The 20,589-nt window shown below is 59.2% G+C and carries 22 protein-coding genes and 1 pseudogene; 20 read left to right on the plus strand and 3 right to left on the minus strand.

Translation table 11 applies throughout. The features are described from left to right. Positions 1 to 54: 54 nt before the first annotated feature. The 3 genes from eno to ispD all read left to right on the plus strand — a co-directional run bounded on the left by eno (position 55) and on the right by ispD (position 2,499). Entirely contained in the window at positions 55 to 1,344 is a 1,290-nt protein-coding gene (gene eno, locus GV818_RS16740; protein ID WP_161757946.1) for a phosphopyruvate hydratase, read from the plus strand. A 172-nt stretch (positions 1,345 to 1,516) separates the two neighbouring features. Continuing rightward, positions 1,517 to 1,795 (plus strand): cell division protein FtsB, encoded by a 279-nt coding sequence (gene ftsB, locus GV818_RS16745; RefSeq protein WP_011059544.1) that lies wholly within the window; start codon positions 1,517 to 1,519, stop codon positions 1,793 to 1,795. Further along, the gene (gene ispD / locus GV818_RS16750) at positions 1,792 to 2,499 is read left to right on the plus strand and encodes a 2-C-methyl-D-erythritol 4-phosphate cytidylyltransferase (RefSeq protein ID WP_161757945.1); all 708 of its coding nucleotides are present in this window, start codon (positions 1,792 to 1,794) and stop codon (positions 2,497 to 2,499) included. Before ftsB ends, ispD begins: the two co-directional genes overlap by 4 nt. A gap of 52 nt (positions 2,500 to 2,551) precedes the next feature. On the opposite strand, the gene GV818_RS16755 is transcribed toward ispD, so the two are convergent. Further along, positions 2,552 to 3,451 (minus strand): LysR family transcriptional regulator, encoded by a 900-nt coding sequence (locus tag GV818_RS16755; protein WP_161757944.1) that lies wholly within the window; start codon positions 3,449 to 3,451, stop codon positions 2,552 to 2,554. A gap of 104 nt (positions 3,452 to 3,555) precedes the next feature. On the opposite strand from GV818_RS16755, the gene GV818_RS16760 reads away from it, so the two are divergent. From GV818_RS16760 to rpoS, 8 genes are all read left to right on the plus strand, one after another. Then, a complete protein-coding gene (locus tag GV818_RS16760) occupies positions 3,556 to 4,668 on the plus strand; it encodes an S-(hydroxymethyl)glutathione dehydrogenase/class III alcohol dehydrogenase (protein WP_161757943.1) in 1,113 nt (370 codons plus the stop codon). Positions 4,669 to 4,753: 85 nt separating this feature from the next. Continuing rightward, complete coding sequence (fghA, locus tag GV818_RS16765) at positions 4,754 to 5,599, plus strand: S-formylglutathione hydrolase (protein ID WP_161777023.1); 846 nt, start codon at positions 4,754 to 4,756, stop codon at positions 5,597 to 5,599. Positions 5,600 to 5,863: 264 nt separating this feature from the next. Continuing rightward, on the plus strand, positions 5,864 to 6,337 hold the full coding sequence (ispF, locus tag GV818_RS16770; protein ID WP_161757941.1) for a 2-C-methyl-D-erythritol 2,4-cyclodiphosphate synthase: 474 nt from the start codon (positions 5,864 to 5,866) through the stop codon (positions 6,335 to 6,337). Beyond that, complete coding sequence (gene truD, locus GV818_RS16775; protein ID WP_161757940.1) at positions 6,334 to 7,392, plus strand: tRNA pseudouridine(13) synthase TruD; 1,059 nt, start codon at positions 6,334 to 6,336, stop codon at positions 7,390 to 7,392. The genes ispF and truD overlap by 4 nt, the downstream gene beginning before the upstream one ends. Next, positions 7,380 to 8,129 carry a 5'/3'-nucleotidase SurE gene (gene surE, locus GV818_RS16780; protein WP_161757939.1) on the plus strand — a complete coding sequence of 250 codons (750 nt, stop codon included), beginning with the start codon at positions 7,380 to 7,382 and terminating at the stop codon, positions 8,127 to 8,129. The genes truD and surE overlap by 13 nt, the downstream gene beginning before the upstream one ends. Before the next feature lie 41 nt (positions 8,130 to 8,170). After that, the gene (locus GV818_RS16785) at positions 8,171 to 8,806 is read left to right on the plus strand and encodes a protein-L-isoaspartate(D-aspartate) O-methyltransferase (RefSeq protein WP_178124957.1); all 636 of its coding nucleotides are present in this window, start codon (positions 8,171 to 8,173) and stop codon (positions 8,804 to 8,806) included. Positions 8,807 to 9,017: 211 nt separating this feature from the next. Further along, positions 9,018 to 9,890, plus strand: coding sequence for a peptidoglycan DD-metalloendopeptidase family protein (locus GV818_RS16790; protein WP_161777024.1), 873 nt, complete (start codon positions 9,018 to 9,020; stop codon positions 9,888 to 9,890). Positions 9,891 to 9,996: 106 nt separating this feature from the next. Continuing rightward, positions 9,997 to 11,004 (plus strand): RNA polymerase sigma factor RpoS, encoded by a 1,008-nt coding sequence (rpoS, locus tag GV818_RS16795; protein ID WP_016964675.1) that lies wholly within the window; start codon positions 9,997 to 9,999, stop codon positions 11,002 to 11,004. Positions 11,005 to 11,518: 514 nt separating this feature from the next. Here the strand turns inward: rpoS and fdxA are convergent. Beyond that, complete coding sequence (gene fdxA, locus GV818_RS16800; protein WP_007908827.1) at positions 11,519 to 11,842, minus strand: ferredoxin FdxA; 324 nt, start codon at positions 11,840 to 11,842, stop codon at positions 11,519 to 11,521. Positions 11,843 to 11,984: 142 nt separating this feature from the next. Beyond that, positions 11,985 to 14,564, minus strand: a complete 2,580-nt coding sequence (gene mutS, locus GV818_RS16805; protein ID WP_161777025.1) for a DNA mismatch repair protein MutS — start codon at positions 14,562 to 14,564, stop codon at positions 11,985 to 11,987. Between the two features lie 186 nt (positions 14,565 to 14,750). On the opposite strand from mutS, the gene GV818_RS16810 reads away from it, so the two are divergent. The 9 genes and pseudogenes from GV818_RS16810 to GV818_RS35310 all read left to right on the plus strand — a co-directional run. After that, the gene (locus tag GV818_RS16810) at positions 14,751 to 15,497 is read left to right on the plus strand and encodes a LexA family transcriptional regulator (protein WP_161777026.1); all 747 of its coding nucleotides are present in this window, start codon (positions 14,751 to 14,753) and stop codon (positions 15,495 to 15,497) included. 518 nt (positions 15,498 to 16,015) lie between these two features. Continuing rightward, positions 16,016 to 16,366, plus strand: a complete 351-nt coding sequence (locus tag GV818_RS16815) for a phage holin family protein (RefSeq protein WP_011059558.1) — start codon at positions 16,016 to 16,018, stop codon at positions 16,364 to 16,366. A gap of 87 nt (positions 16,367 to 16,453) precedes the next feature. Further along, entirely contained in the window at positions 16,454 to 16,975 is a 522-nt protein-coding gene (locus tag GV818_RS16820; RefSeq protein ID WP_161777027.1) for a hypothetical protein, read from the plus strand. Next, complete coding sequence (locus GV818_RS16825) at positions 16,972 to 17,562, plus strand: phage baseplate assembly protein V (protein WP_161777028.1); 591 nt, start codon at positions 16,972 to 16,974, stop codon at positions 17,560 to 17,562. The genes GV818_RS16820 and GV818_RS16825 overlap by 4 nt, the downstream gene beginning before the upstream one ends. Positions 17,563 to 17,651: 89 nt before the next feature. Further along, positions 17,652 to 17,855, plus strand: a complete 204-nt coding sequence (locus tag GV818_RS16830; RefSeq protein ID WP_161777029.1) for a hypothetical protein — start codon at positions 17,652 to 17,654, stop codon at positions 17,853 to 17,855. Positions 17,856 to 17,859: 4 nt separating this feature from the next. Beyond that, positions 17,860 to 18,186, plus strand: a complete 327-nt coding sequence (locus tag GV818_RS16835; RefSeq protein ID WP_161777030.1) for a GPW/gp25 family protein — start codon at positions 17,860 to 17,862, stop codon at positions 18,184 to 18,186. Beyond that, positions 18,183 to 19,064, plus strand: coding sequence for a baseplate assembly protein (locus GV818_RS16840; RefSeq protein ID WP_161777031.1), 882 nt, complete (start codon positions 18,183 to 18,185; stop codon positions 19,062 to 19,064). The genes GV818_RS16835 and GV818_RS16840 overlap by 4 nt, the downstream gene beginning before the upstream one ends. Before the next feature lies 1 nt (position 19,065). Beyond that, a complete protein-coding gene (locus GV818_RS16845; protein ID WP_161777032.1) occupies positions 19,066 to 19,671 on the plus strand; it encodes a phage tail protein I in 606 nt (201 codons plus the stop codon). Beyond that, positions 19,668 to 20,174, plus strand: a pseudogene (locus GV818_RS35310) (phage tail protein); the annotation flags it as partial. The gene GV818_RS16845 and the pseudogene GV818_RS35310, both read left to right, overlap by 4 nt. Positions 20,175 to 20,589 lie beyond the last annotated feature (415 nt).

Raw genomic sequence — 20,589 nt, forward strand, 5'->3', positions numbered from 1 at the left:
TAAAAGATTTCCTACAGCTGCGTCGTTTTCGTCAACTTTGGAGTGTTTACAACAATGGCAAAAATCGTCGACATCAAAGGTCGTGAAGTTCTCGACTCCCGTGGCAACCCCACTGTCGAAGCGGACGTGCTTCTCGACAATGGCATCATCGGCAGTGCGTGCGCGCCGTCCGGTGCTTCCACTGGCTCCCGTGAAGCATTGGAGCTGCGTGATGGCGACAAGAGCCGTTACTTGGGCAAGGGTGTGCTCAAGGCGGTAGCCAACATCAACGGTCCGATCCGCGACCTGTTGTTGGGTAAAGACCCGATCGATCAGAAAGCCCTGGACCAGGCGATGATCCAGCTGGACGGTACCGAGAACAAGGCGACCTTGGGCGCCAACGCGATCCTCGCGGTGTCCCTGGCTGCCGCTAAAGCCGCTGCCCAGGACCAGGACCTGCCGCTGTACGCGCACATCGCCAACCTCAATGGCACCCCGGGTGTCTACTCGATGCCAGTGCCGATGATGAACATCATCAACGGTGGCGAGCACGCCGATAACAACGTCGACATCCAGGAGTTCATGGTGCAGCCGGTTGGCGCCAAGTCCTTCTCGGAAGGCCTGCGCATGGGCACCGAAATTTTCCATCACCTCAAAGCCGTGCTGAAGGCCCGTGGCCTGAACACCGCTGTGGGCGACGAAGGTGGTTTCGCGCCGAACCTGGCGTCCAACGAAGACGCGCTGAAAGTGATCTCCGAAGCCGTGGCCAACGCTGGTTACACCCTGGGTACCGACGTGACCCTGGCTCTGGACTGCGCCGCCAGCGAATTCTATGAAGACGGCAAGTACAACCTGTCCGGCGAAGGCCAGGTGTTCACTTCCGAAGGTTTCGCCGAGTACCTGAAAGGTCTGACTCAGCGTTACCCAATCATCTCCATTGAAGACGGCCTGGACGAGTCCGACTGGGCTGGCTGGAAAATCCTCACCGACAAGATCGGCGAAAAAGTACAACTGGTGGGTGACGACCTGTTCGTAACCAATACCAAGATCCTGAAAGAGGGCATCGACAAGAAGATCGCCAACTCGATCCTGATCAAGTTCAACCAAATCGGCACCCTGACCGAAACCCTGGAAGCCATCCAGATGGCCAAGGCTGCCGGTTACACCGCAGTGATCTCGCACCGCTCCGGCGAAACCGAGGATTCGACCATCGCCGACCTGGCCGTGGGCACTTCGGCGGGCCAGATCAAGACCGGTTCCCTGTGCCGTTCCGACCGGGTCTCCAAGTACAACCAATTGCTGCGTATCGAAGAGCAATTGAACGGCAAGGCCAAGTACAACGGCCGCAGCGAGTTTCGCGGTTAAGCGGTAAATGGTAAAAAGACAGCAGATTGTGTCGGGAAAGCCGCTAAAGCGGGTTTTTTACCACTAATCTGATGCCTTAAGAGCACAAGCCTGGTTCTTCCAGGCTTCGTGCTATCAGTAGGTCCGAAGTTGTTGGCATGGCTGTCTTTTTTCACTGGATACCCGATATTCGATGCGCAGTCCCAATTGGTTGTTCCTGGTCTTGCTCTTGCTGCTGGCTGGCTTGCAGTACCGCCTGTGGGTGGGGAACGGCAGCTTGGCCCAGGTCGCTGACTTGACTCAGCAGATTGCTGACCAGCACGCTGAAAATGAGCGTCTGCTGGAGCGAAATCGCGTACTCGATGCGGAAGTCATGGAGCTGAAGAAGGGCATGGAGACCGTTGAAGAGCGGGCTCGCCATGAGTTGGGCATGGTCAAGGAGGGCGAAACCCTCTACCAGTTGGCCCAATGAACGAAGTATTGCCGGCCTTCTGGGCCGTGATTCCTGCCGCGGGCGTTGGTGCCCGTATGGCTGCGGACCGTCCCAAGCAGTATCTGCAACTGGGCGGGCGCACTATTCTCGAACACAGCCTTGGCTGTTTTCTCGACCACCCTGGCCTCAAGGGGCTGGTGGTCAGTCTGGCGCTTGAGGATCCTTACTGGCCGACTCTGGCCTGTGCCCACGATGCGCGGATACAGCGGGTCGAAGGTGGTGCGGAGCGTTCCGGATCGGTGCTCAATGCCTTGCTTCATCTGCACGCCCAAGGCGCTGCCGATGAAGATTGGGTGCTGGTTCACGATGCCGCGCGTCCCAACCTGTCCCGGGATGACCTGGACAAGCTGCTGGGCGAATTGATGGACGACCCTGTGGGCGGCCTGCTGGCGGTGCCCGCTCGTGACACCCTGAAACGGATCGACAAGCACGGCCGAGTCCTGGAAACCGTAGATCGCAGCCTGATCTGGCAAGCCTATACGCCGCAGATGTTCCGCCTCGGGGCGCTACATCGCGCTCTGGCCGACAGCCTGGTGGCTGATGTGGCGATCACCGATGAGGCTTCGGCGATGGAATGGGCCGGGCAGGCCCCACGCCTGATCGAAGGGCGTTCCGACAACCTCAAGGTCACTCGCCCTGAGGACCTGGAGTGGCTGCGCCAGCGCTGGTCCAACCGGCGCTGACCGTCGACCGCTGACGTGCGCTGAACCTTTTAGCCGCAGCCTGCAACTGCGGCTACAAATCGCGGTATTCCGGGCGTTCGGCCAGGCCCTGCTTGAGATAATCCACCAACTTGCGCACTTTGGGCGACAGGTGTCGCTGCTGTGGATACAGCGCCCAGACTGCGGTGTTAGGCGGTTGGTGGGCCTCCAGCAGAGAAATCAGTGTGCCGTTCTGCAGGTGTTCCAGTACGTAGTAATCCGGTAGCTGGCACAAGCCGATCCCTTGCAATGCCGCATCCAGCACCGCTTGCCCGCTGTTGCAGCGCCAGTTGCCCTGCACCCGCTGCGAAAATTCCCGCCCATCTTGTTCCAGTTGCCAGATGTCCGTGCTGCCCACCAGGCAATTATGGCGGCTCAACTCCGAGAGGCTGTGGGGACGTCCATAGCGTTCGAGATAGGATGGGGAAGCGCACAGGTACATGCGTCGCGGTGCGAGGCGGGCGGCGACCAGGCGTGAGTCCTGCAAGCGTCCGAGACGAATCGCTAGGTCGAGCCCTTCATGCACCAGGTCCAGCGTGCGGTTGCTCAGTTCGATGTCCACCCGCAATTGCGGATAAAGCCCCATGAAACTGGTCACCAGCGGCACGATGAAGCGCTCGCCATAGGCTACGGCACAGGTCATGCGCAGCATGCCCTTGGGTTCGCTGGTCAGGTCCCCCACCGCTCGCAGCGCCTCCTCGCGACCATCCTGCAAGCGCTGGCAATGCTGGAGAAAGGTCTGTCCAGCCTCGGTCAGGGTGACCCTACGGGTGCTGCGATACAGCAGGCGAGTCTGCAGGCGTTCTTCAAGGCGCACCACCTGTCGGCTGATATGGGACGAGGACACTCCCAGACGCTCGGCCGCGGCGGTGAACTGGCTGCATTCGGCGACGGCGACAAACTCGTCGATACCTTCCCAGCGGTTTTCGCTCATGGATTGTCCCTGTGTGGCAATAATGTTTTGCTTTGGCCTGGATTATTCATCGCATTGCACTGTTTTACACTCACCGTCTCGTTTTTATTCACTGGAGAGTCAGGATGATCAAGTCGCGCGCCGCCGTAGCCTTCGAGGCCAAGAAACCCCTGGAAATCGTCGAAGTGGATGTCGCCATGCCCAAGGCGGGCGAGGTGCTGCTACGGATTGTTGCTTCCGGTGTCTGCCATACCGACGCCTACACCCTGTCGGGCGCGGATCCGGAAGGCATCTTTCCGTCGATCCTCGGCCATGAAGGCGGTGCCGTGGTGGAAGCGGTGGGCGAGGGCGTGACCTCGGTGGTCGTGGGTGATCATGTGATTCCGCTGTACACCCCAGAATGTGGCAAGTGCAAATTCTGTCTGTCGGGCAAGACCAACCTCTGTCAGGCAATTCGTGCGACCCAAGGTAAAGGCTTGATGCCTGATGGCACTACGCGCTTTTCCTACAAGGGTCAGCCAATTTTCCATTACATGGGCACCTCGACTTTCTCTGAGTACACCGTGTTGCCGGAAATCTCCGTGGCCAAGATCTCCAAGGATGCACCGCTGGAAAAGGTCTGCCTTCTGGGCTGTGGCGTGACGACCGGGATTGGTGCGGTACTCAACACCGCCAAGGTCAAGGCAGGTGACACCGTGGCCATTTTCGGCCTGGGCGGTATCGGTCTATCGGCGGTGATTGGCGCGGTCAAGGCCAAGGCGGGGCGAATCATCGCTATCGATATCAACCCGGCCAAGTTCGAAATTGCCAAGCAGTTGGGCGCCACTGACTGCGTCAATCCTAAAGACTTCGATCGTCCGATCCAGGATGTCATTGTCGACATGACTGATGGCGGCGTGGACTTCTCCTTTGAATGCATCGGCAACGTGCAACTGATGCGTGCCGCGCTGGAGTGCTGCCACAAGGGCTGGGGCGAGTCGGTGATCATCGGTGTGGCTGGCGCTGGCCAGGAAATCTCGACCCGACCATTCCAATTAGTTACTGGCCGCGTATGGCGCGGTTCGGCATTCGGCGGTGTACGCGGTCGTAGCGAGTTGCCTAGCTACGTGGAAATGTCCCAGACCGGCGAGATCCCTCTGGATACCTTCATTACCCACACCATGGGCCTGGAAGACATCAACAAGGCTTTCGATCTGATGCACGAAGGCAAGAGCATTCGTTCGGTCATCCACTTTTAAGAGCAGCTGCAAGCGTCGGTCTCAAGCTGCGCGGGGAAGCTCCGCAGGCGGCCAGGGACTTGCAGCTTGTGGCTGGAGGTCTGTCATGAGTCTGGAAAACCTTTCCTGCCAGAAAAGCTCCGGCGGCTGGCACAAACGCTACAAACACCATTCCCAGGTATTGGGCTGCGAGATGGTGTTTGCGGTCTATTTGCCGCCACAAGCCGAACAGGGCAACAGGCTTCCGGTGCTGTACTGGCTGTCCGGCCTGACCTGCACCGACGAGAACTTCATGCACAAGGCCGGTGCCCAGCGCATGGCCGCGGAGCTGGGGCTGATCATTGTTGCTCCAGATACCAGCCCCCGAGGCTCCGGTGTGCCCGGCGATCCGGAGGGTGCCTGGGACTTTGGCCTGGGAGCAGGGTTTTACCTGAACGCCACCCAGGAACCCTGGGCCCAGCACTACCGGATGCACGACTATGTGGTGAATGAGTTGCCTGCGTTGGTGGAGGCGCATTTTCCCGCTTCGCAGAAGCGCGGTATCAGCGGGCACTCCATGGGTGGCCACGGGGCATTGGTCTGTGCATTGCGTAATCCCGGCCGCTATCAGTCGGTGTCGGCTTTCGCGCCCATCAGTAATCCAATGGACTGTCCCTGGGGGCAGAAGGCGTTTTCCCGGTACCTGGGAGACGAGCGTTCACGCTGGCGGGAATGGGATGCCAGCGTGCTGATTGCCGAGGCGCCCGAAAAGTTGCCGCTGCTGGTGGATCAGGGTGACCGTGATGATTTTCTTGCCACTCAGCTCAAGCCCGAAACCTTGCAGCAGGCAGCAAGGAATGCTGGCCATGAGCTGACCTTGCGCTTGCAGCCTGGTTACGACCACAGCTACTTCTTTATCGCTAGTTTCATTGACGATCACCTGCAGCACCATGCTCGCGCTCTGAACGCCTAGGGGCTGGACTCAAACGGTTTCAGCGTTCGAGTGGGGTTAAGGCAGGCTTGTACGCGAGTCCGATCGGAATGCTTGCTCAGGTTCCAGGACTCTGCTTCCTCGTCTGTTTTGGCTCGCTACGTTCTTCCTTCGGGCCCACCTTGGGCTATTACTCCCGTTGGTCGTTTGACCTTGGCCGGGCTTCGTTCGCCGAGCTTTTGTTCAGGCCCTAACAGGCGCCAAAGCAGGTAGAATCACGCCCTGACTTTTTCGGGGCGTTTTTTTATGCGTATTGGCCACGGCTACGATGTGCACCGTTTCGCTGAGGGCGACTTCATCACGCTGGGTGGTGTGCGTATCGCCCATCATTTCGGGTTGCTGGCTCACTCCGACGGCGACGTGCTGCTGCACGCGCTCAGTGATGCCTTGCTGGGTGCCGCCGCACTGGGGGATATCGGTAAGCATTTTCCGGATACCGACCCGCAGTTCAAAGGTGCCGACAGCCGCGTATTGCTGCGTCACGTTGTCGCGCTGATTCATGCCAAGGGCTGGAAAATCGGCAATGTCGACAACACCATTGTTGCCCAGGCGCCGAAGATGGCCCCCCATATTGAAACGATGCGCGCCTTGATCGCCGCGGATCTGCAAGTTGAGTTGGATCAAGTGAACGTGAAGGCTACTACCACCGAAAAACTCGGTTTCGTCGGTCGCGAGGAAGGCATCGCGGTGCACTCCGTGGCCTTGTTGCTACGACCATGAATGAACTGCAACTCTTGGGCCCGCGGGCCTATGGCGATGCCTTGGGCAGCGCCGTACTCAAGGCCACGGCTGAAGACTTCCAGGTCGATGAGGTCCTCGATATCCCGCTGAGCGGTGAAGGCGAGCACCTGTGGCTGTGGGTGGAAAAGCGTGGATTGAACACTGAGGAAGCTGCGCGGCGAATTGCCAAGGCGGCTGGTGTGCCATTGCGTACCGTCAGCTACGCCGGGCTCAAGGATCGGCAGGCACTGACTCGCCAATGGTTCAGTGTGCAATTGCCCGGCAAGGCTGACCCGGACCTTGCAGCGGCGGAAAACCACACCCTGAAAATCCTCAAGGCCACCCGCCACAAGCGTAAACTGCAGCGCGGTGCCCATGCGGCCAACGGTTTCACTCTGCGCTTGACGGCCCTCAAGGCTGATCAGACCGCTATCGATGAGCGTCTGAAGTTGATCGCCCAGCAGGGGATTCCCAACTATTTCGGTGCTCAGCGTTTCGGCCATGACGGCGGTAACTTGGTGGATGCTCGTGACTGGGCAGCGCGCCAGGCACTTCCGGAGCAACGCAACGTACGCTCGAGGTTGCTGTCCACGGCCCGCAGCTATCTGTTCAATCAGGTGCTGGCGGCGCGAGTGGCGGATGGCAGCTGGCAGCGGGCCCAGGTAGGCGATCTGCTGGCGTTTACCGACAGCCGCAGCTTTTTCATGGCCGGGCAGGCTGAATGCTCTGATCCGCGCCTGGCGATTCTTGATCTGCATCCTACCGGTCCATTGTGGGGTGAGGGCGAGTCTCCAGCAGGTGGTGCGAGCCATGACCTTGAGCAGGAAACCGCCACGCGTGAGACAGCGTTGTGTGATTGGCTGATAAAAGCCGGCATGAGCCACGAACGACGCATCCTGCGGCTGCCCATTGGCGGTTTGACGTGGCATTATCCCGAGCCTGACATTCTGCAACTGGAATTCGTCCTGCCGGCCGGATGCTTCGCCACCGCATTGGTGCGTGAACTCGTCGATCTGGTGCCGGTGGGGCAGACGGACAGCCCATGCGTATTCTGATTTCGAACGATGATGGGGTAACTGCACCCGGTATCGCCGCGCTGCATGCTGCGCTGGCGGATTACGCCGAGTGTGTGGTTGTCGCACCGGACCAGGACAAAAGCGGCGCCAGCAGCTCGCTGACGCTCGACCGTCCGCTGCATCCGCATACCCTGAGCAATGGCTATATCAGCATCAATGGCACGCCGACCGACTGCGTTCATCTGGGGCTCAATGGCCTGTTGGAGCACGAGCCGGACATGGTGGTATCGGGCATCAACCTGGGGGCCAACCTCGGGGATGACGTGCTGTACTCCGGGACTGTCGCTGCCGCATTGGAAGGGCGTTTCCTGCAGCGCCCGGCGATTGCCTTTTCGCTGGTGTCGCGGCAGGTGGAAAACCTTGCGACCGCCGCCTATTTCGCGCGCAAGCTGGTGGAAGCACAGGGCTTGCTAGAGTTGCCACCACGGACGGTGTTGAACGTGAATATTCCCAATTTGCCACTTGATCACATCCGCGGTATCCAACTGACCCGCTTGGGCCATCGTGCCCGTGCCGCTGCACCGATGAAGGTTGTCGATCCTCGCGGCAAGTCGGGTTACTGGATTGCCGCCGCCGGCGACGCCGAGGATGGCGGGCCCGGTACCGACTTCCATGCCGTCATGCAAGGCTACGTTTCCATTACGCCGTTGCAGTTGGATCGCACCTTCAATGATGCGTTCAGAAGTCTGGATGGCTGGCTGGAGGGGCTGCGCTGATGGCTCGTGAGCAAGATGATTTGCTGCGACGGGGCATCGGCATGACCTCCCAGCGCACCCGCGAGCGCCTGATTCAGCGGCTCTACGATGAAGGCCTGTCCAATCCCCAGGTATTGGAAGTCATCCGGCGTACACCGCGGCATCTGTTCGTCGATGAGGCACTGGCCCATCGTGCCTATGAAGATACAGCGCTGCCCATTGGCCATAACCAGACCATCTCCCAGCCTTACATGGTGGCCCGTATGAGCGAGTTGCTGCTCGCGGCCGGCCCATTGGACAAGGTGCTGGAGATCGGCACTGGCTCCGGCTACCAGACGGCGGTGTTGTCGCAACTGGTGGAGCGGGTGTTCTCGGTGGAACGGATCAAGGTCCTGCAGGATCGGGCCAAGGAACGCCTGCAGGAGTTGAATCTGCGCAACGTGGTGTTTCGCTGGGGGGATGGTTGGGAAGGCTGGCCGGCTTTGGCGCCATACAATGGCATCATCGTCACCGCCGTGGCCACTGATATCCCTCAGGCGCTGCTCGATCAACTGGCGCCTGGCGGACGTATGGTGATTCCGGTAGGCGCTGGGGAAGTGCAGCAATTGATGCTGATCGTTCGGGAGGAACATGGCTTTGCACGGCATGTTCTGGGAGCGGTACGTTTTGTGCCGCTGCTCAATGGCCCACTGGCCTGAACATTTATCGGGCCTGGGTGAATTCTGTTTGATTGGCTGTGTCTTAGTGCCGTATTGATCGTCAATGAATGGGGTAGCGATCGGTGGCTGACTCTTGCGGCGGTCTCTTGCGCTTTGCCGACGGTAAAGCGTCGGTGTCCAGTTATACTTGCGGCACTTCATGCCTGAGCCAGGCAATCTATATCGTCAACCAGCACAAAGGGAGCGGCGGGTGAGTCTCACAGTCATTGCGCAGCGTATGGGTATATCAAGCTTTCAGCGACTGATGATTGGCCTGGTCTTGAGCTCCTTGTTGGTCGGTTGCTCCAGTAGCAAATCCAGCAGTGTGGGTGTGGTTGAGCGTAACAATAATGTGGCGCCACAACGTGCTGCCGTCACGACTGGGCAATATGTAGTGCGTCGCGGGGATACGTTGTTCTCCATTGCCTTCCGTTATGGCTGGGACTACAAGGCACTGGCCGCCCGTAACAACATTGCCGAGCCCTACACCATTCATCCTGGGCAGACCATTCGCTTTGACGGCCGCACTGGCGCGGTGCCGACCACCGTGGTGACGAGTACCCAGTCCGGCGCTTCTTCATCCAGCAAGACCACGATTATCCGTCGCCCTGTAGGCGCTGCCAACACGCCACCAGCAGCCACCACAGCAGCACCTGCAGTGGGTACTGCGAGCAAGCCGGCAGCGGCTCCGCTTCCGCCAGCAGGCCCCGCTCCAACCGGTTGGGGGTGGCCATCCAACGGTGTTCTCATTGGAAAATTTTCTTCAAACGGTAGTTTGAATAAAGGCATTGATATCGCCGGGGATTTGGGACAGCCTGTTTTAGCTGCGTCTGATGGGACGGTGGTTTACGCCGGGAGTGGCTTAAGGGGCTACGGCGAATTAGTCATCATCAAACACAGCGAAACCTACGTCAGTGCTTACGGCCACAACCGCAAGCTATTGGTTCGGGAGGGACAGCAGGTCAAAGTCGGACAGACAATTGCCGAGATGGGATCAACTGGTACAGACCGGGTGAAACTGCACTTTGAGATTCGCCGACAAGGTAAACCTGTAGATCCGCTGCAATTCCTGCCACGTCGTTGATCCGTTACCAGCCTGTTCCACTCGCGTAGAGGGAACAGGCTCCAGTGTTGCCAAGGATAAAGGCGACGCTTGAGCCTGAGGTCGAACTCACCAAAGGACTATAACAATGGCTCTCAGTAAAGAAGTGCCGGAGTTTGACATCGACGATGAGGTTCTCCTTATGGAGAGCAGCATCGATATGGATTCGATGTCGAATAATGAGGGGGCAACTCCACCTTCCGTTCGCGCCAAATCCAAAAGCTCCGCTTCACTTAAACAACACAAGTACATTGATTACACCCGCGCGCTCGACGCGACGCAGTTGTACCTCAACGAAATCGGTTTTTCTCCATTGCTCTCTCCTGAAGAGGAAGTGCACTTTGCGCGCCTGTCGCAAAGTGGCGACCCGGCGGGGCGCAAACGCATGATTGAAAGCAACTTGCGATTGGTGGTGAAAATCGCCCGACGCTATGTCAATCGCGGATTGTCGCTGCTGGATCTGATCGAAGAGGGCAACCTCGGCTTGATCCGAGCGGTTGAGAAGTTCGATCCGGAACGTGGCTTTCGCTTCTCGACCTATGCCACCTGGTGGATTCGTCAGACCATCGAGCGGGCAATCATGAATCAGACCCGGACCATCCGGTTGCCGATTCATGTGGTTAAAGAACTCAACGTTTACTTGCGCGCCGCTCGTGAGTTGACGCAAAAACTCGATCATGAACCTTCTCCCGAAGAAATCGCCAACCTGCTGGAGAAGCCGGTGGCTGAAGTCAAACGCATGCTCGGCTTGAACGAGCGGGTGTCTTCGGTCGATGTCTCGCTGGGCCCGGATTCGGACAAGACCCTGTTGGATACTCTCACTGACGACCGTCCAACGGATCCTTGTGAGCTGTTGCAGGACGATGATCTGTCACAGAGTATCGATCAATGGTTGTCCGAGCTGACCGAGAAGCAGCGTGAAGTGGTGGTGCGCCGCTTTGGTCTGCGTGGGCATGAGAGCAGTACCCTTGAGGACGTTGGCCTGGAGATCGGTCTGACCCGTGAGCGGGTTCGGCAGATTCAGGTTGAAGGGCTCAAGCGCTTGCGGGAGATCCTGGAGAAGAATGGATTATCCAGTGAGTCGCTGTTTCAGTAGCTTCTGGAGTTAACCCGCAAAAGCCCCGATCAACTCGGGGCTTTTTATTGCGTGGACGTAATATCTATTGATTCTCCTATTCTGATTACTCTCGGGATTATTCTTAACTTGTGTGTAAGCCAAAGATTACTTTTTCGTAAGTATTCGGTTCTCGGCTACTTCTAACTTGCCCAAATCTTCTTAAGAGTTTTTTTATCTATTTGATTTATAAGGTTTTTTGTATTTTTCGATATTGTGTTGGACAAGAAGTCCTGCAAATAGTGCGATTGCTCTCGCCTGGGAACTCTTTAATATCAGCCTTGTGTCGACGGATAGACACAACCATCAAGGAGGATGGTCAGGACATCGCAGGACGCGATTCATCAGGACGATGAAAAGGAACACAGGGACTAGGGAAAATGTGGGCGGGTCATACCGCCCCTTTTTTTTGCCTGTCAAAAAGTCCCGAGAGCAAATCCCGGATTCCAGAAACGCAAAAGGCCCGCAAGGGGCCTTTTCAGGAGCTCGGCGGCAATCAGCGTTCGAGGTCTTTGATCTTGCCTTTGACGCCATCCCACTCTTCGGCATCGGGCAAAGATTCTTTCTTTTCAGTAATGTTCGGCCAGATCTCAGCCAGCTCGACGTTCAACTGAATGAACTCTTGCATCTCTTCCGGGACTTCATCCTCGGAGAAAATCGCTACAGCGGGGCATTCAGGCTCGCACAGCGCGCAGTCGATGCACTCATCCGGGTGAATCACCAGGAAGTTCGGGCCTTCGTAAAAGCAGTCCACCGGACAGACTTCTACGCAGTCGGTGTACTTGCACTTGATGCAGTTGTCGGTGACGACGAAGGTCATTTCTAATTCTCTCCTCAGGCGGCGGCAGCGGAGCCCCTACATGACGGGGTCGCCAGGTTTGGGAGCGATAGTCTGCGAACCAGGCTAATAGTCCGCAGCATCCCAAACCGCGCGAGATTCTAACAGCTTGAAGGCGTTCGCGTTAGATGCGTGTCTTCAATGTATAGAGCATTTCCAGTGCCCGACGTGGTGTCATGTCATCCAGATCCAGCTTGGCCAGGTCATCGAGTACCGGGTGGGGCAGGCTGGCGAACATGTCGCTTTGTTGCGGAACCGAGGTTTTACCCGGTGCTGGTTGCGGTATGTCGTGGGGCAGACTAGTGGTTTCCAGGCGGCTCAAATGCTCACGGGCGCGCAGGATGACAGGGCTGGGAACCCCCGCCAGCTGGGCTACTGCCAGGCCATAGCTTTGGCTGGCAGGGCCGGGCAGGACATGGTGCAGGAAGACGATACGCTCATTATGCTCAGTGGCATTGAGGTGCACGTTGGCTACCAGTGGCTCGCTTTCTGGCAGCACGGTCAGCTCGAAGTAGTGGGTGGCGAACAGAGTATAGGCGCGCAAATGGGCGAGACGTTCTGCCGCAGCCCAGGCCAGAGAAAGTCCGTCAAACGTGCTGGTACCACGACCGACTTCGTCCATCAGCACCAGGCTGCGCTCTGTGGCGTTGTGCAGGATGTTCGCGGTTTCGCTCATTTCCACCATGAAGGTCGAACGACCGCCCGCCAGGTCGTCGCTGGAGCCGATCCGGGTAAAGATCCGGTCCACCAGGGACAGCTCGCAGCTCGCAGCCGGAACAAAGCTACCAATATGCGCCAGCAGTACGATCAGCGCGGTCTGCCGCATATAGGTGGATTTACCGCCCATGTTCGGACCGGTGATCACCAGCATCCGGGTGTTGTCGTCCAGGCTTAGGTCGTTGGCCACGAAAGGCGTGGTTAGCACCTGCTCCACTACCGGGTGACGACCCTGGGTGATGCGCATGCAGGGTTCGCTGACAAAACGTGGGCAGTTCAGGTCCAGGTTCAGTGCGCGCTCGGCCAGGTTGCTCAGTACGTCCAGTTCGGCCAGGGCCCCGGCGGTGTCTTGCAGTGGCGGCAGGTGGCTGATCAGATTTTCCAGCAGGGCGTCGTAGAGCATCTTTTCGCGAGCCAGGGCGCGGCTCTTGGCGGACAGTGCCTTGTCTTCGAAGGCCTTGAGCTCCGGGGTGATGAAGCGTTCGGCACCTTTGAGGGTCTGACGGCGAATATAGTCCGCGGGCGCCTGCTCGGCCTGCTTGCTCGGCAGCTCGATAAAGTAGCCATGAATACGGTTGTAACCGACCTTGAGGTTGGCCAGACCGGTACGGGCCTTTTCCCGGGCTTCGAGGTCGATCAGGAACTGTCCGGCGTTCTCACTCAGCGATTGCAACTCGTCCAGTTCGGCGTCGTAGCCGGTCTTGAGCACGCCGCCATCGCGGATAACCGCTGGAGGATTGTCGATGATCGCCTTGGCCAGCAATGCGGCGAGTTCCGGGTAGGTGCTGGTGGTGACCGCCAGTTGATTGAGGTGAGTTGCCTCCAGCTCGGTCATTGCCTCTTGCAGTTCTGGCAGCGCAGCCAGGGCGTCGCGCAGGCGGGCCAAGTCTCGCGGACGGGCATTGCGTAAGCCGATTCGCGCAAGGATCCGCTCGATATCGCCGATTTCCTTCAGCTGTGGCTGCAGCCGTTCGAAGCGATACCCGTCCAACAGGCAGGTGATCGACGACTGACGCGCCTGCAGGACCTTGAGGTCCCGCAGGGGGCGATTCAGCCAGCGGGTCAGCAGTCGGCTGCCCATGGCGGTCTGGCAGCGATCAACTACCGATTGCAGAGTATTGTCGCGTCCGCCGGCCAGGTTGGTGTCCAACTCCAGGTTGCGACGGCTGGCGCCGTCCAGCACCACGGTGTCGTCCAGGCGTTCGTGACGCAGGCTGCGCAAGTGGGGCAGGGCAGTGCGCTGGGTTTCCTTGGCGTAGCTCAGCAGGCAACCGGCGGCGCCGATAGCCAGGGTCAGGTTCTCGCAGCCGAAGCCCTTGAGGTCCTGAGTGGAAAACTGTTGGCACAGGCTCTTGTGCGCCGAGTCGCGCTCGAAATCCCAGGGCGCGCGACGCCGAACACCACGGCGTTTTTCCGCCGGCAGGCCTTGTGGCCAGTCGTCGGGGATCATCAGCTCGACCGGATTGATGCGCTCCAGCTCGGCTAGCAGGTTCTCCCAGCCCTTGATTTCCAGCACGCTGAAGTTGCCGCTGGTGATATCCAGAACCGCCAGGCCGAACAGGCGCTCATCACCCAGCACGGCAGCGATCAGGTTGTCGCGGCGTTCGTCCAGCAGGGCCTCGTCGCTGACGGTACCCGGGGTGATGATGCGCACTACCTGACGGTCTACAGGACCTTTGCTGGTAGCGGGATCACCGACCTGCTCGCAGATCACCACCGACTCGCCAAGTTTCACCAGCTTGGCCAGATAGCCCTCGGCGGCATGGTAAGGGATGCCGCACATGGGAATCGCCTGGCCTGCCGACTGTCCACGCGCCGTCAGGGTGATGTCGAGCAATTTGGCGGCCTTCTTCGCGTCTTCATAGAAGATCTCGTAGAAGTCGCCCATGCGGTAGAACATCAACTGGTCAGGGTGCTGGTTCTTGAGGCGCCAGTACTGTTGCATCATCGGCGTGTGGGAGGACAGATCGGAGGTATTTTTACTCATTGGTATTTAGGCGGGTTCGTTGAATGGGTGACGCAAAGGAGCGCTGGGCTCGGCTTTTTGCAGATGGCGGCAAGGTTACCATGGGCGCCCTGGCCTCGCAGGCACCAAGGCGCTACTGCGTTTGTCCGGTAAATGCATTACATCTATGCAAAACAGCATTTGTCATTGACTAAAAGATCGAGCAATATGCGTTCTATGCAAATACGCAATGTTTCTACCGTCCTAAGAGAGCTACTGGATCGCGATGGAATCTCCCCCACGGAGCTTCACCGTCGCACCGGTGTGCCTCAATCCACCCTCTCGCGGATTCTCAGCGGGAAGATTGTCGATCCCTCGGATAAACACATTTCGCGGATCGCCGAATACTTCCAGGTGAGCACCGATCAACTGCGTGGGCGCGTGGGCATCACGCCTGCCCGGTCCGCAGCCCCCCGTGACGAGATTCATTCGGAACTCAAGGATATAAGCCTGTGGGACGACGACACCCCGATCGATGATGACGAGGTGTCGGTTCCCTTTCTGCGTGAGGTTGAATTGGCTGCTGGATCAGGAAGATTCGTCATCGAGGAAAGCGAGCGCTCCAGCCTGCGATTCGGCAAGCGCAGCCTGCGGCACAACGGCGTGCAGTTCGATCAGGCCAAGTGCGTCACGGTGCGTGGCAACAGCATGTTGCCGGTGCTGCGCGATGGTGCCACGGTCGGGGTCAATGCCGGCAAGTGCGCGATTGGCGATATCGTCGACGGCGACCTGTACGCAATCAACCACAATGGTCAGTTGCGGGTGAAGCAACTGTATCGTCTGCCCACCGGGATTCGCCTGCGCAGCTTCAACCGCGATGAGCATCCTGATGAGGACTACAGCTTCCAGGAAATCCAGGAAGAGCAGATCAGCATCCTCGGTCACGTCTTCTGGTGGGGCATGTACGCCCGCTGACCCATTACCGTCAGGCAAAGCCCGCTCTTGAGCGGGCTTTTTTTTGCCTCCGAAAAGTATCCCGGCCCTTTGTTTATGCGCTCTCTATGCGTTTCAGCAAACTCCTTGCATAAATAAATGCATTTACGCATTGACTACATATGCATTGATGCATAATATGAGTCCCAAGCCGCGCAACAGCGGCTGCAGCGACGCTCTTTAGTGGCAAAGCAAAGGCAGCGATGAACCGGCCTCGACGGTTCAGAGGGTTGGCAACTGACCCGGGTGTGCAGCGTAAAGCACCAGAAGCAGTTATCCGGCGGACAGGGTCGCGGTCGGAGGAACAATTTAAATGGGTCCGTACCGCGCCAGTAGCGCCGAAAGACCAAGGATTGCATTACTGAAAAGCCCGGGCGACCGGGCTTTTTGGAATGCCTACCTAATGTGGGCCGCCGACAGACAGGGACCCTTTGAAACATCGTTATCAGCCTTCTATCAACTGGCCATTTCGCTGGCCTCAATCCGCACGGGAGACGTGAATGACAAACGAGCAACAAGCGTTGCTGGACATGCCGATCTGGCTGGTCATCGTCCTGGCGCTGGTCGGTGGCGTTTCCGGCGAAATGTGGCGCGCCGACAAGGAGGGCGCCCGTGGCTGGTCGCTGTTGCGGCGCCTGGCACTGCGCTCTGGAGCCTGCGTGGTCTGCGGGGTCTCGGCAATCATGCTGCTGTATGCCGCCGGCGTTTCGATCTGGACCGCCTGCGCCTTCGGTTGCCTGACTGCCATGGCCGGCGCCGACGTCGCCATCGGCCTCTATGAGCGCTGGGCAGCCAAGCGCATCGGGGTTTGTGAGCCACCTTCCCGTGACTCCCACTCGGATCAGCCTTGACGCCCTGATCAGCTCCAGCCTTCAACGAGGTCTACCGGTTCGTCCCCGACAGGCGTGGCCGCATGGACCTGATTCTGGAACTAGACAATGAACGAACTGACGCAGCTACAAGCCGCCATCACGTCCACGATTAAGGCGGCTATGCCGCATCTCCATACTGTTGAGGCATTCCCCAAAGCACTGGATGGCTCCTCTGAGCCGGCGATTTACCTTGCAATCATCGGCCTGGACCAGGGCCCGGACCCTGGTGACGGTCGCAGTTGTATGCGGACAACCTTTGAGGCCCGTGCGCTGGTTGATCCAAGCCTTGCACAGGCACCCTTGCAGGCGGCGATTCTGGCGGCGCAGCTAATCGAGCTGTTGCGTTGTCAGCATTGGGCACTCGACTTTGTCGAAGGCGCGACAGCGGTGTCGGCGAAGCCTGCCGGCACTTCTGCGGAACCCGTGCAGAGCGCCGAGTGGATCGTGCAATGGCAGCAGCTTATCTATCTTGGCCAGGAACAATGGCCATGGCCGAACCAACCTCCGGGAACGCTGGTGTTGGGCTTCAGTCCCGATATCGGTCCTGGTCACGAGGCTGACTATCAGTCACCGGAGCAAATGGAGTGAGTTACGTTTCTGCAACCCACGACCGCATGATCGCCGGCCTGATCATCCCTTGCAGCGTGGTCGCGGTGGATCTCGCTGCTGGCACTGTGCGTGTTTCCGATGGTGCCGGCTGGAGCAGCGCCTGGGTCCGCTGGCACAGCCAGGCAGCCGGCAAGGCCCGTCACTGGCGGGTGCCGAGCCTGGGAGAGCAGGGGGCCTTGATCAGCCCCAGCGGTGAACCGGCGCAGGGCACCTTCGTCCCCGGCCTGTATGGCAATGCCGGTGCCCAGCCCGACAACCGCGAGCATGTCGAGGTCTGGCGTTTCGATGATGGCGGCTCGCTGGTCTATGACTGGCAGGCCAGGAGCTACAGCATCAGCCTGCCCAGCGGCACGGTGACTATTCAGGTCGGCGGCAGTTCGGCGGTGGTGACGGACAGCGCCCTGACCGGTAGCGCCGCCAGCATCACGCTGACCGGAGCGATCACCTTGAATGGCGATGTGCAAATCAATGGTGGGAGCTTGAAGCATAACGGGGTCAATGTCGGTTCGACCCATACCCACCCGGGTGTGATGCCAGGCCCCGGTTCAACAGCAACGCCGCAATGATTCTCGGCGGCCACCGCACCCACGACTCACCTCCCACCGATCACCCAATCAACCCGCTCAAAGCGGCTTTTTTGTACCCGGAGAATTCTATGGCTACCCCTAAGAAAACCCCCGGTCGCCCAACGGGCACCGGCGCTGTGGTGTTTCGCGACACCCTTTATACCTCACGCATGTTGATCCTGGCGGAGGGGCGCCAGTTGCTGGTGACCCAGGGACAGGTGTCGGTAAAAGCCGATGACCACCGCGCCCTGGACTATCTGAACAGCCACCCGGATCTGCAAGCGCAGGAGTAACGCGATGATCGGAATGGATCGCCGTACCGGCCTGTCGCTGTCCGGCATCGAGCATGTGCGGCAGTCCATCGAGGACATCCTGACTACCCCTCTGGGCAGCCGGCGGATGCGCCCGGAGTACGGCAGCAACCTGCGCCGCTACGTTGACTTGCCGGTGACCGGAGGGTGGAAAAGTGCCGTGCAGGCCGAAGTGGCCCGGGCGCTGTTGCGCTGGGAGCCACGGCTGAAGCTGGAGCAGGTGCGAGTGGTAGCGGTGGTGGCTGGCCAGGTCAGCTTTCAGCTGACCGGCCAGTACCTGGGCAATAGCGCGGTTTTGGAGGTGACGGCATGAGTACGTTGGACTTGTCGGCGCTGCCGGCGCCGCAGGTGCTTGAGGCCCTGGATTTTGAGGAGCTGTACCAAGGAAAACTAGCAATTTTTCGCCGGTACATGGGCGACAACTGGACGGCCAACCTGGAAAGTGACCCGGTTACCAAGCAACTGGAGTTGTCTGCCTACGGTGACATGCTGTTGCGGGCCAGGGTCAACGATGCGGCCAAGGCGCTGCTGTTGGCTCATGCCCAGGGCACGGATCTGGATCACCTGGCGGCCAACGTCAAACTGCAACGCCTGGTGATCCAGGCAGGTGATCCGCAGGCAGTACCGCCGGTGGAGGAGGTCAAGGAGTCGGACGACGCGTTGCGCGAGCGCATCCAGTTGGCCTACGAAGGGCTGACCACGGCGGGACCGCGTAACAGCTACATCTTGCATGCGCGCAATGCTTCGGCCCTCGTGGCGGATGCCGAAGCCGAAAGCCCGTCGCCGGCTCGCGTGACGGTCACGGTGTTGAGCCTTGAAGGAAATGGCACGGCCGGTCCTGAGTTGCTAGCGATTGTTACTGCAGCCCTCAACGATGAGGATGTTCGGCCGCTAGGTGATCGGGTCACGGTGCAGAGTGCCCAGGTGCTGCCCTATCGCATCGATGCGGTGCTGCACATGAAGGGGCCAGGGCCGGAAAGTGATGCGGCCCTGGCCGAGGCCGAGCGCAAGCTCCTGGCCTGGATGAACCCTCGCAAACGCCTTGGGGTTGAGGTTGCCCGTTCGGCGATCGATGCTCAACTGCATGTTGCCGGGGTCGGTCGAGTCGAGTTGCCCGGCTGGCAGGACCTTGCCCCAACCAAGGCCCAGGCAGCGTATTGCACCGGTTACAGCATCACGCTGGGGAGCTGAGATGAGCAGTCTACTGCCGATCAACAGCACGTCGCTGGAGCGCGCCCTTGAGGCGGCCAACGCCGGCGATACCGCGATCATGCTGCGCACCCTGTACAACCCGTCGACCTGCCCGGTGCATCTGCTACCGCAACTGGCCTGGGCCTGGTCGGTGGATCGCTGGGACCCGCGCTGGTCTGAAACGATCAAGCGCAACGCGATCCGGGCCTCGTACTTCATCCACGCACGCAAAGGCACCATCGGTGCGCTGCGTCGGGTAGTGGAACCACTGGGTTACCTGATCGAGGTGGTCGAGTGGTGGCAGACGGTTCCAGAAGGCGAGCCGGCCACCTTTGCCCTGAAGGTCGGCGTGCTGGATACCGGCATCACCGAAGAGATGTACCAGGAACTGACCCGGCTGATCGACGACGCCAGGCCCGTCAGCCGGCACATGAGCGGCCTGGCCATCAGCCTGGAAACCTCTGGGGTGATCGGTTACGGCGTCTATGTGAATCAGGGCGAAGTGATCGACGTTTACCCCCCGACACCCCGCGATATCGAAGTGACCGGCCGTTATGGCCAGGTCATGTGTATTGATGAAACAGACACCCTGGATGTGTACTCATGATTGATTCCAACAGTCAGTTCTTCGCCATCCTCACGGCGGTGGGCGAGGCGAAACAGGCCAATGCCACGGCCCTTGGCACTCCCTGGACCTTCAAGGAGATGGCGGTAGGGGATGCCAACGGCACCGACCCCATTCCCAGCAAGACCCAGACCAAGCTGGTCAATGAATGGCGTCGCGCACCGGTCAACCAGGTGCGCACCGACCCGGCCAACCCCAACATCATCATCACCGAGCAAGTGATTCCGCCCGATGTCGGTGGTCGCTGGATTCGTGAGATCGGTTTGTTCGATGCCGATGGCGATCTGGTGGCGGTGGCCAACTGCGCACCGAGCTTCAAGCCCCTGCTGGCTCAGGGCACCGGCAAAACTCAAGTCATCCGCATGAACTTTATCGTCGCTAACACCGCGCAGATCGTGTTGAAGATCGATCCAGCGGTGGTTTTGGCGACCCGTGAGTACGTTGATAACGCCGTGGCCGGAGCAGCCCTACCCGCGGACAAAAAGCCCGGTGCCTATCGACAGGTGACGATTGATAAAAGAGGGATCGTACTGTCTGGCGCTAATCCGACCACGCTAGGGGGATATGGGATTACCGATGCGTATTCAAAAGTTGAAGTAGATCAGCTCATCTCCTCCGTACCAAAACAGGCGACAGAGGCTGTTTTGGGCATGGCAAAAGTTGCGACCCAGGCTCAAATAGATGAGGGCGTCGACAACACGACGTTCATTACCCCGCTCAAACTGTCCTGGCGAGTTGCAACAGAAACTATTGGGGGGACAGCAAAAGTCGCGACTCAGCTTCAAGTGCTAGCAGGAACAGATGATTCCACGATCGTCACACCCAAGAAACTACATGCAGCGTTGCCATCTCAGGCTACCGAAGCCATCGCGGGCGTTGCGAGAGTGGCAACTCAGGCAC

This window comes from Pseudomonas sp. Fl4BN1 (assembly GCF_009908285.1).
In the GTDB taxonomy this organism is placed as follows: Bacteria; Pseudomonadota; Gammaproteobacteria; order Pseudomonadales; family Pseudomonadaceae; genus Aquipseudomonas.

Bases quoted from the DNA above. Each gene is read 5' to 3' on its own strand.
- GV818_RS16755 (WP_161757944.1), bottom strand. From the start codon at position 3,451: ATGAGCGAAAACCGCTGGGAAGGTATCGACGAGTTTGTCGCCGTCGCC.
- ispF (WP_161757941.1), top strand. From the start codon at position 5,864: ATGCGTATTGGCCACGGCTACGATGTGCACCGTTTCGCTGAGGGCGAC.
- GV818_RS16845 (WP_161777032.1), top strand. From the start codon at position 19,066: ATGAGCAGTCTACTGCCGATCAACAGCACGTCGCTGGAGCGCGCCCTT.
- GV818_RS16820 (WP_161777027.1), top strand. From the start codon at position 16,454: ATGAACGAACTGACGCAGCTACAAGCCGCCATCACGTCCACGATTAAG.
- GV818_RS16830 (WP_161777029.1), top strand. From the start codon at position 17,652: ATGGCTACCCCTAAGAAAACCCCCGGTCGCCCAACGGGCACCGGCGCT.
- GV818_RS16840 (WP_161777031.1), top strand. From the start codon at position 18,183: ATGAGTACGTTGGACTTGTCGGCGCTGCCGGCGCCGCAGGTGCTTGAG.
- ispD (WP_161757945.1), top strand. From the start codon at position 1,792: ATGAACGAAGTATTGCCGGCCTTCTGGGCCGTGATTCCTGCCGCGGGC.
- GV818_RS16760 (WP_161757943.1), top strand. From the start codon at position 3,556: ATGATCAAGTCGCGCGCCGCCGTAGCCTTCGAGGCCAAGAAACCCCTG.
- GV818_RS16835 (WP_161777030.1), top strand. From the start codon at position 17,860: ATGATCGGAATGGATCGCCGTACCGGCCTGTCGCTGTCCGGCATCGAG.
- surE (WP_161757939.1), top strand. From the start codon at position 7,380: ATGCGTATTCTGATTTCGAACGATGATGGGGTAACTGCACCCGGTATC.
- truD (WP_161757940.1), top strand. From the start codon at position 6,334: ATGAATGAACTGCAACTCTTGGGCCCGCGGGCCTATGGCGATGCCTTG.
- mutS (WP_161777025.1), bottom strand. From the start codon at position 14,564: ATGAGTAAAAATACCTCCGATCTGTCCTCCCACACGCCGATGATGCAA.
- rpoS (WP_016964675.1), top strand. From the start codon at position 9,997: ATGGCTCTCAGTAAAGAAGTGCCGGAGTTTGACATCGACGATGAGGTT.
- GV818_RS16815 (WP_011059558.1), top strand. From the start codon at position 16,016: ATGACAAACGAGCAACAAGCGTTGCTGGACATGCCGATCTGGCTGGTC.
- fghA (WP_161777023.1), top strand. From the start codon at position 4,754: ATGAGTCTGGAAAACCTTTCCTGCCAGAAAAGCTCCGGCGGCTGGCAC.
- eno (WP_161757946.1), top strand. From the start codon at position 55: ATGGCAAAAATCGTCGACATCAAAGGTCGTGAAGTTCTCGACTCCCGT.
- ftsB (WP_011059544.1), top strand. From the start codon at position 1,517: ATGCGCAGTCCCAATTGGTTGTTCCTGGTCTTGCTCTTGCTGCTGGCT.
- GV818_RS16810 (WP_161777026.1), top strand. From the start codon at position 14,751: ATGCGTTCTATGCAAATACGCAATGTTTCTACCGTCCTAAGAGAGCTA.
- GV818_RS16785 (WP_178124957.1), top strand. From the start codon at position 8,171: ATGACCTCCCAGCGCACCCGCGAGCGCCTGATTCAGCGGCTCTACGAT.
- fdxA (WP_007908827.1), bottom strand. From the start codon at position 11,842: ATGACCTTCGTCGTCACCGACAACTGCATCAAGTGCAAGTACACCGAC.